Consider the following 14,288-nt stretch of genomic DNA (forward strand, 5'->3'; position numbering starts at 1 on the left):
AATGCTATTTTATTATGATTAGATAAGGTGAATGATAATATGTTAAAGAAAAAAAAGTACGAAATCAAATTTTTTCTCGATATTCATCGAGTATTAAATGAAAAATATAAATTGAAACCGGAAATAATAGACGAGTTTAGTATAGACATAAAAGATATTGATGAAAAAACTATTCAATTTATTGATACAAACAAAAGAGAGCTGTATAAAAATGGATGGATATTACGAAATCGGATAAAAAGAGCAAATAGTACATATGAATTGACATATAAAAAGAGGTATAAAATTCTCAATAATAATATAGAAGCTGAAGTAGAAATTGCAAAAAAAGCTGGATTTGGTACAGATGAGCAAGAGTTTCAAGTTGAAATCGATTGGGGATACACTGAACAAGTATTAAATATTGTATATAAGCCAGAAGAATTTCAATTACCTAACTCAGAAGCTTCTTCTGTAGAAATATTACAAGAATTATTTTTAAAGAATGGTCCAGAAATATTTCTTAAATGGGGAAAGGGGTTAATTGAACAAACAATTAATTATGGTCCTGTTTATTCGCAAAAATATACTGGCAATTTTAAAGAAAGAGAAATATTTATAGAAATTTGGTCAATGCCTGAATGTAAGGAACCGATTTTAGAGATTTCTTTGGAGAAATTTAAAGATGAAGAAAAAGACAAAGCTGATCAATATCATGACGAGCTAAAAGAATTATTAAATAACAAAGGATGGATAATAACGAGAGATTTTTCAAAAACAGATTGGGTAATGAATAAATGTGAATGAACTGAAAATTAGATGTTGTAGTACAAAATCAAGTTTTCTCAGGAAGTAAATATGATGTGCCACTATAATGATAACATAGATTCTGAAACATACCTTAAGGCGGATTTACTTATAATACTGTACCTGTTAATTTAAAAAACATTATAATATTTTATTTCTACAAACAGAAAGAGGTAGTTTATTATGAAAATTAATGATAACTCAGATTTACCACCTATTTTGTATGCAGAAGCTTCTGTTCATTCCATTGGTGGTGAATCGATATTTACTACAACTACAAGTATTACAAGTAAAACAGTTGAGCAGTTTTACTCTAAAGACAATATGATTCATAAATCTGTAGAAAAATTAAAAGCGAATGGATTCCAAGTACTGCATGTGGGACAAACATCTATTTCAATCGCAGCTTCTCCTAAAATTTTTGAAAATGTTTTTCATACTAAAATTGTTATGAAGGAACTTGAAGTACAGGGTATACCAGGGAAAACATCAATAACAATTCTTGATTCAACAAACTCAAACATACAGGGGTTAATTGATACAAGTAATAGTGAATTCGCAGATGTTTTAGAAGGAATCGCAATTAGCGAAAAAGCTTTTTTACATTCTCCTGCTAGTGCACCCTTAGAAGATACTTCAGTAAATACACCGGGTGGATTAGCTCCTAATCCACCCCAAAAAGATTACTATCATTTAAAGCCACCTGAAGATTTAGCTAAGCTTCTTTTAGCAGAGCGAGCACACCAAAAAGGAATAACAGGAAAAGGCATAAAGATTGTAATGGTTGATACTGGTTTCTTTAGACATCCCTTTTTCACTAAAAGACAATATCATATAAATCCAGTTATTCTTGGACCTGAGACGACAGATCCAATTCATGATGAAAGAGGTCATGGAACGGGCGAAGCTGCTAATGTATTTTCATTAGCACCGGGTATAGATTTTACGATGATAAAAATGAACAAATTTAATACAACAGGTGCTTTTAAATTAGCAGTAGCACAAAATCCTGATATTATTACCTGTAGCTGGGGGCTACCTACTCCACCAAATCAATTGACAGCTTCCCAATTAACATTAGCAGCAGCAATAGCCAATGCAGTCCATAAAGGTATTATTGTTGTATTTGCAAGCGGTAATGGAGGTGAACCTTTTCCTGGCATGCACCCAGATGTTATTTCTGTAGGAGGAGTTTTTGTTGATAGAAATGGATCTATGGAGGCAACTGAATTTGTGAGTGGTTATAAAAGTACATTTACACCATATAAGGACCGTCTAGTTCCTGATATATGTGGTCTGTCTGGCATTCCTCCTATGGCAGATTATATAATGCTTCCAGTAGAACCAGGAGATTGGTATGATAAATTCGCTTATGCCTCCGGACAAAAACATCCTAATGGTGATGAGACTTCACCAAATGATGGATGGGCAGCTTTTAGTGGTACATCAGCTGCTGCACCACAAATAGCTGGTGTATGTGCATTATTAAAACAGGCGAATAGCCGACTTAGTCATTTCCAAATACGGGATATATTAAAAAAGACTGCAAGAGATGTAACAAAAGGTCAGTCGCAACAAAAGAATCCTGCTCATCAAGGTCCCGATCTTGCAACAGGGTTTGGTCTAGTTGATGCTTCTAGAGCAGTTGATGAAGCTATTAAGATGTCATAAAGATGAAGAAACTCTTCTTAGATTGGAGGAGTTTCTTTATCTTTATAATCGCTTCACCATGGAACTACCATAGTCACTTACCAATAATCGGAATGTATCTCTAATGATTCCATTATCAACTTTAACTTTTTCAAATTATGTAGTCTTTTTCACAGTTGTCTATTTGACGCGGGAAGACAAACAAGTCTATCCAAAATCAAGTGGATTTCATTCATCAACCGTTCGGTCTAACAGCATAAATGCAGTCCGATGGCGATAAGAATTAAATCAAAACCCCGATCCTCCGTTACCGGACTTGATCGGGGTTTTATTTTACATGGTCTTTTTTACGCAAGTAATCTGTTCGATAAGCAAACTCATTCAGAATCCCCTAAAACTTGGAAGAAGGGCGTAAAGCTGCTTTAATTTTTCCACATCATGCTCAAACCAATTGCGGATCCATTTGCAGTATCCAAGAATTATAGTGTCCTCTTTTTGCCCCGCATTCATGACTTGCGCAATTGAATGTGCCGCCATCATCCCTGACATGATTGCTTTGAGGACACCGTGGGAAGAAGCGGGGTCTAGTACAGCTGCAGCGTCTCCAACTAAAAAGTATCCAGCTCCTCCAGGGTGACTAATTGCTCGCCATGTAACATCAGCGCCATTCGGTTTACCCATAGGTTTCAGCCCTTGAAATTCTTCAGGAATCCAATCCCTTTTCAATGCTACATTGTCAAAAGATAATTCCGTCCATTGGTACACATTTGGACGCACTCTGGCAGTCCAAGACCATCCATTGTCGTGTGCTACAATAGCTGGCGATGCATCTCGCGCGGGACATGCCCCTGTAGCATAACCGAATCGGGCAATAAGGCGAGGAGAGTAGGTATTGATTTTCAAATTCAATTTCTGCGCTAGCCATTGTCGCCTACCTGTCGCATCTATTAGAAATGAAGATTGAAGCTCCCCATCAGAAGTTACTACTCCTGAAACACGGTTATGAGTTACAATCGGGCGTAAAGCACGACAAGGTTGACGTACGTCAACACCTAACGAGATAGCTTGATGCAGTAGAATTGCGTCAAAATCGGCGCCCCAAGCTTGAAAACCCAGCCATTTCCCAGACTCGTCCGAACCGAATGGGACAAAGTGGCGCTTTCCCTCCCATTGCACCCAATTTCCCTCATGTCGTAGGAATCCTGCTTTATCAAACTCTTCTGTGACACCCAATTGCTGTAAAAGGGGTCCAATTCCAGGGTGAAGTGTTTCCCCAGGGCGATCACGAGGAAATTGCTCCGCCTCAATAATGACTACTCGTAAACCATTAAGTGCGCACAAAATGGCGGCAGCGGCGCCCGCAGGCCCACTGCCAATAATGGTTACGTCCGGATTAGAAATTGACATCTTGTAATATCCAATCACTGTCTTCATGTTTAATTAAAATCTGTACACTGTTAACGAAGAGGATTACTTTTTCATTAATTTCAACATGAACTTTTTGAAAATCATTTTCAACAGGCAATGTTTGTCCTTTGAGATACATTTCAAATCGATACACAGTACCCCTAGATGTTGCAGCTGCAAAATTCAATGAATGGGTTTTTTCCCGTGCCGTTTGCAATTCTTCATCAGATAGATCAACTTCTCGAAACGACAGGACGCCCCAATTTGATTTATCACGATGAGTGATCCCCAATGCTGCATAGACACGTGCCATCATTAAAAGCCTATCTTGATATTCTCTAATATCTATTTGACTAGTTAAGCTCAAACTAAATTTTTTATGTAATGAACTATTCACGTAATCTACATAATCAAACGAATTATATTCAATTACTTTTTGACCTTCTTTGTGTAGAGGTCCGGAAACTCCATCCCAGGGAAGATTTCCCGCTTGCCCAATTTCTTCATCAGTCAGAGGGCTCACTGTAGCAAAGCTAAAGCTCCCATCTACGTTCGGTCCAAAAGTTCTTGCTGCATCAGGAGCAACAGCTGGCCAAAAAGTACTTAGGGCTGCACACAGTTTACTATCTTCGGGAAAGGGACTACCAAGTCCGTAAGCAGCAAGGAATTCTGTACCTTCTTGGGTGCGATCAAAGCTTACATCCCAACCAGGCGCAAAGTATCCAGCCGCAGCATCTGGCAAATGGGAGTGCCGAGTGGTTTCTGCTACTTTACCATATTTTGTATTTCGTGGAGGGATCTTATAAGGTAAGGACACGATTGCTGTCATTGTATCATCTTGGCTATTAAAGATGGTTTTTTTGATTGTATTCCTTCCACTCACCATCTCTGTTTTCAATTCTAGGTTTGCAGCTCTGCGAGTATCGGATAATGCGTTAGGACCTCCTTGTTGCCAAATTTCTTTTCTTAATGCTTTTGGAACAAGCTGATTCCACCAATCCATCACTTCTCTTTGGTCACAGTGAGGGAAAAAGTCCGGTGCAGTTACCAGCGAGTAAGCCGGATGATTACCAAGAAATACAGAAGATAATTCCGGGCATATCGCCGCTATCCATCCATCTGCGGTGTAATCAATATAATGAACCGCATCATACCCTCCTTCTTTAATTTCTTTCATTAAAGAACTATTTTCATTGAGATCAACAATTTCCCCATTTTCCACTTTATGACGAATGTGAACATATTCAGGTGCCCGACGAGCATTATTAACAGCGCTTATTTCTAGGCTGGAAGAAAAAAGGTTAGGGTTTTTAGGGACCTTGAATGTGAGTCTTTTGTCTTTGTATTTTGCCTCCTCAATTAAGGGGTGCGGAACTGGTACAATTACATTTTTTCCAAATTCAGGACTATCGGACAACTGTGCAATTCCCTCTTTAAAAATGAAAGGATATTGACTGATATCTGACTCAGACCAACCTCCTTCTTTACCAAGTTCAAGGTGAATACGTCTCAACTTTTCATTAACATGTTGCGCTTCAAGACTTACATTTAAATTTAATTCACTGATACACTCTGTTCCGCTGAAAAGTTTATGGAGAGGAATCCAAAATAATCTTTCCATGTCGCTTTGCCTTTGTTCTTCACTTCTAGAGATTGGTCCAAATTCTTCTTCGTTTCCTTTGCGTTGAACTGCTATATACACCGAATAACGAGCTGGCAAGACTCGAAAGGCAAAATCATCACCCTTGACATTAGGAAGAAATCCTCGATTTTTAGGAGAATAGAGCGGTTCAGTTGTTCCGACCCGTGCGACTCCTGTACGTGAGAAACATAAATCCGCGTGTTTACGGTGAACCGTTTCTGGTGCAGGACGATATTCAGAAGCAAAGACGACAATTGCTAAGTCCTCATTTCTTCCTACACGGCTACGAATCTCAGATAAAGAAGAGGGAGTGATACCGTAAACATAGTTTTCTACTATTTCAAGTTCCCCTAATGTGGGAAAAGAAGTTAATTCTAAACCATCCACACCGGTAACAACGTTGGGGGAAGCTAAGGAGTGATAAAATAGGCTTCGAGCAGGATGCCCCGGTTCAATTCCTCTTGTTCCTTCAAGAGAAAAATCTTCGAAGCCCTTCAATTTTCGATTGATTTTTGCATGAATATCTTTAAGGAGTTCCTGTTTTAAGTCTGCGGCAGAAATATCTAAACCATGTTGAAGAAACAAATCTCTCCAGCCATGTTCTGCAAGTCGATTACATATTTGTCTCACTTGTTCAATCAAAGACATCATTTTCCACCCTTTCCGAGTTTTTATTTGTTTTTATAATATGGATTATACTGTCAATATATCCGTAAGGGCTTTGATGGATGGCTGAAAAAAGTACGCGCCTCCTGTCATCGTTACCCACTCCTGCATGAAGTTTATGCTCTTATCCTTTTCTGGTAATTTGAATGAATGTTTTTCACCATCATTGTCTTTTTGCCCCACAATGGGATCTTCGCCATCCCCTTTTGATGGAAAGTCGATATTATTAGCCCAAGCCTGCTGCATGAATTCAAACTGCTCTTTAATACTTGCTTGGTAGGTCATAAATAATAATCCTCTTTCCTCGTCTGGTGCCAGCTCAAAGGATTTCCCATAAGGAATGCCTCTACGAAGAAGCATCTTCGTTCGGTTAAACTCGGCAGACCTAACATCACGTGGATTAAGCTTACGAACATGCGCTGCAAATGGGCATGTTTTCCCTTCGGAATCTCCTTCTACACCCGGAATTTCTTGATTACCTACGGCCTGTTTCAATTTAATTGCAGGTTCGGGATTTACATAGGAAAAGTGGTTGTTTGTAAACTCATCATTGCCGATAGACGGATTATCTTCTTCCTTTGCTCTAATCAAAGGCGCACCGCTTTTCCAACGGCCAATCAGTTTAGCACCTAGCAGGTCAGAGTTCATTCCTACTTCTGCCGCCATATTCTCTACGAATTTATTAAAGGCTGCTACATCTTGCTGCAAACGTCGAAATACCAAAAAAGAGCCGTTGCGTGCCCAATCCGGTAAGCCGGCTAACGTATCCGAATCTGGATCTGGTTGAACAAGATCTTCTTTATTTTGTTTCTGATAGCCCAATACGAACTGGCCAGGCCATATAAGCGGTGCTCCCGGCTTGGAAAATTTCTGCGCACGCTCATCATTTGGATCAATCAAACGTGCAGTGAGGAAGTCCTCCTGTTTGTCCGATTTAAGCCCGCGTATCCCTGGTTGAGATATGCCGTCCTTATAGCCAAAGTGCTCATGACCTGGCTTGTTCGTGTCCATACGTGTTCTTCCATTCTCTTCGTGTATCAATTCCAGACCACCATTTACTTTCAAGCTCTCTTTTATACTACTTATACGTTGATTAAGGAGATCTTCTGTATCACTAGCCACGATTAACAAGAGATCTGGTAGATTTGTCGGACCACCAATCACCCAGTTTTGGTGATCTAATCGATCGCCCAACACTTTCGACCTTGCAGCCATACCTTGCGAGAATGCTTCATCTTTTTTAAAGTGCTCTGCTTCCTCTGGAATCAATTTTTTCAATCCTTCGAAGGTAAAGGCCACATTAACCCATGTTGCGGCTAGCCCAGGTGGATCCTCGCCATTCAATCGAACACGTAGTGACTTGAACAGATTGTTGAACCGTAACACTTCATTTAGAGAAGAGATTTGAGGTACCAGGTCCCTTATCCATTTTTTAGCAGTATCAGACTGGGTAATTTTTAAAAAAAGCAAGTCCTGAAAGTCTTTGTTAAAACCAGCCAAACTGTTACCTTGAATGTCGTAGATCTCAATAGTGGGTTCATTTAGAGCCATTTGATTTAACCTCCCTAATTAAATTACCGTCTATTGGAGACGGCTTTTACAGCAGTAATAATTCCCTTAATGTATTGACAAAAGAAATTGGTCAGACTAGGACCTATAGGGTCAATTCATTACAAATAGAAATTATTCCCAATGACAATCTATTTAATTCAGGTTTATATAATTTAAGAATGTAAGTCATAAATTCTTCGTCTAGTTTGTTGCTAAGAAACCGCGCAACAGAACCCTGGAGATTGTGCAGCTTGCATGGGAATTCAGGTAAAGTTTTGATTTTACTCCATTGGTTCTGTCTAAATTGAAACTTACCATTTTCTACAACTCAAAAATATTGATTTTCTTTCATGTTATTCTCCTTAAGATTTTATAAAATCCCACCTAGTGTTTTGTATTTATCAACAACGAATCAAACACGATATTTTCAAAGCTCTTAAAATGACTCAAATAAATCTATATGATTTGAAAATATTTACTTCAAAATAGAGTTATGTTGAATATGTAAGAAAAACTTACAGAGCTTTATTAATTACGTATCAAAAATAACAAGCAGTGATTTGAAGGATTGATACGGACAAGAATGGAGTCATTTATTGTTCATAGCATAAAAACTATAAAAAAAAGAAAACATAAATTTTAGTTATTCATAACAAATTTTTAAAGAATTAAAAAGGAGACTTTGGTTATGAAAGAGGAAAATATTGAAAAATTAGGACTTGCACTTTCTGGTGGGGGGTTTAGGGCATCTTTCTATCATATTGGTGTACTTGCAAGGTTGGCTGATTTGGGTTTGCTTCGTTCTGTTGAATTCATTTCTACGGTTTCAGGTGGCTCTATTATTGGCTCGCTTTATTATCTTCATTTAAAAAAACTACTGGAAGAAAAAAGAGATGTTGAAATTAAAGATGAAGACTATCAGGAAATTATTGCAAAAATTGAAGTGGATTTTCTAAAAGTAGTCCAAAAAAATTTACGTTTAAGAACCTTTCTTAATCCAGTAAAAAATATAAAAATGATTCTTCCTAATTACTCAAGAAGTGATCATATTGGAGAGCTTTATGATAAATTTTTATACAGAAAAGTTCTTGATACAAATAACACACATCCTATAAAAATGAAGGATCTAATTATCAAACCCTGCTGCGAGAGTAATTCTTTTCACCCACTTAAGGATAATGAAAAGAGAAGTGCAAAAGTACCAATACTTCTTATTAATGCAACAATCTTAAATAATGGCCATAACTGGTGTTTTAGTGCTTCAGATATGGGTGAAACAAAGATTGACCAATTTAGAAAAAAATTTGATAAAAATTTCCGATTAAAAAAAATAACATCATATGAAGACATATACAAACACGAAGATTTCGAGCTTGGTTTAGCCGTTGCCGCTTCGGCCTGTGTGCCTGGAATTTTTGCCCCTCTTGCTATTAGTAATCTTTATGATGAGGGGGTACGATTACAATTAGTTGATGGTGGTGTCCATGATAATCAAGGGATTAGAGGATTATTAGATAAACGATTAAATTGCACACATTTTGTAATAAGTGATGCATCAGGACAATTAAAAGATGAAAGGGAGCCTAGTGTACAGATATCAAATGTAATCAAACGTTCAAATAGTATACTATCGGATAACCTACGAGAGCAACAGTTGTCCAATATAATTAAAGAACATACAGATAATGTTGCCCTATTACATTTAAAGAAAGGATTGCCTGTAAAGGAGGTTTCCTACTTTGATAAAAGACATAATCTTAAAGAAGAATCTAAACTTTGTAATCCGGAACAGCCTTGCGAGATTTTCGGGGTCAATACAGATGTTCAAAACCTCCTATCTGGTATCAGAACAGATTTGGACTCTTTTTCAGAAGTAGAAGCTTTTTCTCTTATGCTTAACGGCTATAAAATAAGTCAATATGAATTGGATAAAGTAAATATAAAAAGTTTTGTTACAAATACCGAATTAAAAGAGGAAAGATATCAATTCTTTAAGATTGATTCATGGATTTCATCACCTGTTATTAATTCTTATTATAAAAGTCTCCTTGAAACTGCAAGCAAACGATCTTTTAAGGCTATTAGAATGAATTTTCTGGTAAAATTTATAACTATTTTATTGGTTGTACTTATATGTGGAACTATTATAAGTACTTTCAGCTCAAGGTTTATTTACTGGGCAAATGAATCAATATCAAAAGGTCAAATATTATTAATAATTCTCCTTTTAATAATCTTGTTTATTATATACAAAGGATTAAATTTTTTTTCGCACAGAATTCTTTCTGTATGGTTCTTAATAAATCTGTTACCATTTCTTCTTATATCTTTAACAGGGTTTGTATTTATTGGACTTTATCTAATCACTTTTGATCGACTATTTCTATACTTAGGTAGTTTTAAAGTGTTAGAAAAAGAACGAATAAAATGAAAAATAAAAATGTAGAATAGGGGGCGTAGAAAAAACGGCTTTAATAATTGATACCGTTTTTTCTATATCTATTTGAGTTTTTTGCATGCTTTCCACTCCAAAAGCGATTAGAACTCTAAAGGCATAAAAAATTCACCCCTAAATATAGATTTTTTAAAGTGACTAAACAACGAAAAACTCTGAAGGAGAAATTCATCTTGTATATTCTACAAGAAAGTCTATGTTTTTTTAAGAACTACAACAATTAGAACCTAAAGAGAAAATTAATTGGTATGAATATAAGATGTATCTTTTAATTGATTCATTTTACGTTATTCCTTTGAATAAGTTTAAGAACATCTATATTATAAGTAATCGGTAATATATTTCATGTATGAAAAAAGAATTAATAACCTTATATATAAGGTTATTAATAATTACATCTAGTTTCTTTAACTCGTTATGATTTTAATTAAGATGAGAGTTTTTTTAGGGTTTAGAAATTTGCTTTACCTTTTAGTTGTTAATTATTTTTTAAAAGGGAAGTTATAGTATGGATTGAAGAGAATCTTGTGAAAAAGAAACTTACATCCTATATTGTATGATTTTACCAAGTGTTAAATTTAGCACTTTGTTAAAACTAATATTTGATTAAATAAAATTTGGAGAGATAAAAAATGTAGCCAATAAATTATAGTGTCCTAAAAGGACACGTGACAGGCTATAGTCCTGACCATAATGATTCAACATCGTACCTTCATGTTAGAATTAAAGATAATCGAAAAACACGTCAAGTTATTATTAATACTTTATCGCGTATTAGCCCATCAGAGTTATTATAATACGCAGGACAAGATTTCCATTCAGATCAACTAACTCATCTTCCTGATTTAGAATATGGATTTACATTAATTGGAGATGCGAATTCTAATATAGCACTGGATTATATTAGAGGGCATTTACTTGATCCTTGTAATATGATTTCACTCCCTGTGACGGCTTTAGGAGAAGATAATGATTTATTAGACAAGTTATTATACTATATGTCACAAGCTAAGAATAATCCGGAAGTAGATATTTATACTTATGGAGAAAAAATCCCTCCTGGAATCCATAATGTGCATATGAATCAAAGGAATGTTGAGGATTATAGAGGTAGTGATGGCATATGGCAAGATGGTGGGATGTTTCTACATTGTAAAAATACAAACGAATGGGTTGCAGTTTTCTTAGCATTTCAATCACAATCTTGGTGTACAGACGATGAAGGACATGCTACTAATCCAGTTGAAGAATGCAATCACAAAAGTGGTTGCTAATTTAAAATCTGCTTTAATATCTAGATTATGTTTGATTGTTGGACTATCGTATCTTGAATACTATACAGAATAAATTAATATGAAATGATGTATAGTATATATTTTCTGTGTTCTTCTAGAGTTGAACAAACTATAAGTTATTTACTTGTAGTACACGTATGAATAAAATCATTTGGAATAATAGATTTGTTTAGGTTATTAAAAAGTAAATGAGAGAGAAGGTTCAAGAAAATGTCCGATACAAATTTTGGAAATCGTGAAGTGTTGGATTTATCATTATTCAAAGCAATTCAAAATGGTGGATATAATCTATATTTAAGACATGGAGAAAGGGACAATAAATCAGAAGGACGAGTAGATTTTAAAGATTGCACAACACAGAGCAATCTAACTAAAAAGGGAAAAGAACAAGCAATACAAATAGGGGAGATTTTTAAGAAGAAAAACTTACCCATTCAATATCCTGTATATACAAGTCCTTTTTGTCGAACAAAAGATACTGGGAAACTTGCTTTTGAAGAAAGAAATATAGAAGTAATTACTGAGTTAGCTGACATTAATTATTTAAATATAGATAATCCAAATGAAGAACAGAAAATAGTAAAAGAAAAATTAATTAGATTGTTTGAAACAATCCCTAATAAGGCTTTAAATAGAATTTTTATTGCTCATAATCACACTTTTAATAAACATATACAATGCCCTGATAATAACAGTTCTGGTCTCTGTTTTTTAGATACAATCATCTTGCAACCAAAAGGTGAGGGGAAGGAATATGAATTTATTGGTTTAATAAGCTTAGATCAATTTATAAAATGGTCAGATGACAAGAATCATGAATAAAGGTGGTTACATTTTATTCAAAGAAAAATATGTTTTTAAAAAACGTAATGTAACAAATTTAAAAGAAAGTTTCTTTCTCGTTAATCAAGGCTATTTTGTTAAATTTGAAACATGATTGTTATGCGGACTATAAATCCTTGCTATTTCATTATTATTAAAATATCGTAAACACTAAAGTGATACCTCTAAGGTATCACTTTAGTGTTAATAAACTACTTTTTCATAGCCAAGAATTTATAAATATTAGTATTTTCAACATTTTAATATTAAATTCTCTACTTGTTTATTCAGAATCAAATTTATCCACTATACCAATTTTAAGTAGTCTGGGATTAACAGATGAAATTTCACGCCACTTAAAACAATTAACAATAGTTTGTTTGTATTTACTGTTATTTAGTTCAGCATCAGCATTAATTATATTCTTTACAACCTTCCAATAGTATAAATAATCTGGTGAAGTATTGCTCCAAGCTTTAGCTATTAACTTCCCAAAGGAATCACGAGCATCAAGTAATGCTTCTTTAAAAGCAGCTTCATTTCCTTGATAAAGATGTTTAAATTCATTTTGTATGTTTTCTCTTTCATCAATTGATGTATGTTTATCGTGAGTTTTAAAAGCTCTTTCGCCTAGTTCTTTGGTAATAAGTCCTTTTTCAATCAAATTATTTTGGAAAAACTCTACCAATATATCAAAGGCTCCGCCAGTAAAAGGTTCAGACAAACCATGTTCCTCAGAATCATGAATATCCGACATTTTTATATCATTAAATGCTTTACGAAATTCATGTGATTGACTTAATTCCCCCATACGTGATAGTTCATTTACCGAAAACAAATTTCCTTTTGTTTCATTCAATAAATGATCTATTACTGAATTAAAGTGCATTGAAGATATAATTGCTACTATATCGCCAAATGCTTCATGATGTCCTCCATACTCTTTTGTTTCTCTGTTCTCCTCAGATGGAAATCCAATTACAGAAAACTTAATAATATGCCCAGTTTCATGAGCAACAACATCAAAGTTTTCACAAAGTGGATTACTATAATCTATTCTATTTGTAGTACTTCCATATCCAAATTCTATAAAACCATATCCAGCTTGAGCATTATTTTTCCATTCAACACGTGGAATTATTTCTAGCTTAGAAAAATCTTCTTTGAAAAACCAATTTATTTTTTCACCAAAATAATCTTCCCAAATATCTAAGACCCTTCTAACTGTAGCGAAAACACTCATTGACGAAAATTCACGACTCTCAGGATTAATGTAATCAAAATGTCCTTGTACATCGGGTTTTGCAGGTGGAAAGTGTGCGGCTGTATATGGAGGTCCTTCACCTTCTAAATAATGTTTCTTATTTTGGGCATCGATTACATACATTCTTTCGTCCTTTGGACCTTCTTCAATCGAACCTGGTAATGCATTAAGATATACTATCTCAGGATTTCGAAATGCTTCTAATTTTTTACTTTGTGGATAGATTAAAAATCTGATGCCATTTTCTCTTGCTTCAGCATCTAACCTTTGAGACATATATAATTCCCTCCTTCGATAATTATTAAGTTTCTTTTCTTGATTCTTAAATACAAAAATAATTTTCTCTATTAGTAAATAATTTATTCATAAAATTGAATTTAAAAAATATGGAAAGGAAGGGATTCTATAACATGTTTCATGGGGAAAAGAGGCATGTGGCAACTAATTAATATAGAAGCCATTTTAATACAATTATAAAGGGAGCAAAGATGTCGAGTTCCCTTTCGAATATATTGGATTCCATAAAAATGAGTTTACATTCCATATATTAATTTATTTGGAACAGACTTGGCGATGGAAAAAGTATAAAAAAAGATTTTATTTTCATGACATGATATTTAAAAAGGGATGACAAGTAACAAATGAATACTACCTGTATATTACTATTATTATAAATATATTAAAAATTATAATCTATAAGAGAAGTATGGAAACGAATCTTGCAACATTCAAAAAAGAATATATGATAAA

8 protein-coding genes and 1 pseudogene are annotated in these 14,288 nt (G+C 34.7%); 5 read left to right on the plus strand and 4 right to left on the minus strand.

Annotation, left to right across the window (positions count from 1 at the left end):
• Window positions 1–39: 39 nt before the first annotated feature.
• Together DN403_RS12285 and DN403_RS12290 are read left to right on the plus strand one after the other, a co-directional pair.
• Window positions 40–786 carry a hypothetical protein gene (locus tag DN403_RS12285; protein ID WP_149185507.1) on the plus strand — a complete coding sequence of 249 codons (747 nt, stop codon included), beginning with the start codon at window positions 40–42 and terminating at the stop codon, window positions 784–786.
• Between the two features lie 183 nt (window positions 787–969).
• The gene (locus DN403_RS12290) at window positions 970–2,457 is read left to right on the plus strand and encodes a S8 family serine peptidase (protein ID WP_149185508.1); all 1,488 of its coding nucleotides are present in this window, start codon (window positions 970–972) and stop codon (window positions 2,455–2,457) included.
• A 360-nt stretch (window positions 2,458–2,817) separates the two neighbouring features.
• On the opposite strand, the gene DN403_RS12295 is transcribed toward DN403_RS12290, so the two are convergent.
• From DN403_RS12295 to DN403_RS12305, 3 genes are read right to left on the minus strand one after another with little or no spacing between them, the layout of a single operon-like run.
• Entirely contained in the window at window positions 2,818–3,870 is a 1,053-nt protein-coding gene (locus DN403_RS12295; protein WP_242469799.1) for an NAD(P)/FAD-dependent oxidoreductase, read from the minus strand.
• Window positions 3,830–6,133, minus strand: a complete 2,304-nt coding sequence (locus tag DN403_RS12300) for a hypothetical protein (protein ID WP_098472279.1) — start codon at window positions 6,131–6,133, stop codon at window positions 3,830–3,832. Before DN403_RS12300 ends, DN403_RS12295 begins: the two co-directional genes overlap by 41 nt.
• A gap of 45 nt (window positions 6,134–6,178) precedes the next feature.
• A complete protein-coding gene (locus DN403_RS12305) occupies window positions 6,179–7,702 on the minus strand; it encodes a Dyp-type peroxidase (RefSeq protein ID WP_149185509.1) in 1,524 nt (507 codons plus the stop codon).
• A gap of 688 nt (window positions 7,703–8,390) precedes the next feature.
• Here DN403_RS12305 and DN403_RS12310 point away from each other — a divergent pair.
• From DN403_RS12310 to DN403_RS12320, 3 genes and pseudogenes are all read left to right on the plus strand, one after another.
• On the plus strand, window positions 8,391–10,133 hold the full coding sequence (locus tag DN403_RS12310) for a patatin-like phospholipase family protein (RefSeq protein WP_098472277.1): 1,743 nt from the start codon (window positions 8,391–8,393) through the stop codon (window positions 10,131–10,133).
• An 887-nt stretch (window positions 10,134–11,020) separates the two neighbouring features.
• Window positions 11,021–11,431 (plus strand): annotated as a pseudogene (locus DN403_RS31735) (DUF2278 family protein); the annotation flags it as partial.
• Window positions 11,432–11,662: 231 nt separating this feature from the next.
• Window positions 11,663–12,274 carry a histidine phosphatase family protein gene (locus DN403_RS12320; RefSeq protein ID WP_149185510.1) on the plus strand — a complete coding sequence of 204 codons (612 nt, stop codon included), beginning with the start codon at window positions 11,663–11,665 and terminating at the stop codon, window positions 12,272–12,274.
• A gap of 283 nt (window positions 12,275–12,557) precedes the next feature.
• Here DN403_RS12320 and DN403_RS12325 read toward each other — a convergent pair whose 3' ends face one another.
• Window positions 12,558–13,814: a gluzincin family metallopeptidase gene (locus tag DN403_RS12325; RefSeq protein WP_149185511.1), complete on the minus strand. Its 1,257-nt coding sequence runs from the start codon at window positions 13,812–13,814 to the stop codon at window positions 12,558–12,560.
• Window positions 13,815–14,288: the final 474 nt, after the last annotated feature.

This window comes from Bacillus sp. AY2-1 (assembly GCF_008368965.1).
Classification (GTDB): Bacteria; Bacillota; Bacilli; order Bacillales; family Bacillaceae_G; genus Bacillus_A; species Bacillus_A thuringiensis_S.

Bases quoted from the DNA above. Each gene is read 5' to 3' on its own strand.
- DN403_RS12300 (WP_098472279.1), bottom strand. From the start codon at position 6,133: ATGTCTTTGATTGAACAAGTGAGACAAATATGTAATCGACTTGCAGAA.
- DN403_RS12310 (WP_098472277.1), top strand. From the start codon at position 8,391: ATGAAAGAGGAAAATATTGAAAAATTAGGACTTGCACTTTCTGGTGGG.
- DN403_RS12320 (WP_149185510.1), top strand. From the start codon at position 11,663: ATGTCCGATACAAATTTTGGAAATCGTGAAGTGTTGGATTTATCATTA.
- DN403_RS12290 (WP_149185508.1), top strand. From the start codon at position 970: ATGAAAATTAATGATAACTCAGATTTACCACCTATTTTGTATGCAGAA.
- DN403_RS12285 (WP_149185507.1), top strand. From the start codon at position 40: ATGTTAAAGAAAAAAAAGTACGAAATCAAATTTTTTCTCGATATTCAT.
- DN403_RS12325 (WP_149185511.1), bottom strand. From the start codon at position 13,814: ATGTCTCAAAGGTTAGATGCTGAAGCAAGAGAAAATGGCATCAGATTT.
- DN403_RS12305 (WP_149185509.1), bottom strand. From the start codon at position 7,702: ATGGCTCTAAATGAACCCACTATTGAGATCTACGACATTCAAGGTAAC.
- DN403_RS12295 (WP_242469799.1), bottom strand. From the start codon at position 3,870: ATGAAGACAGTGATTGGATATTACAAGATGTCAATTTCTAATCCGGAC.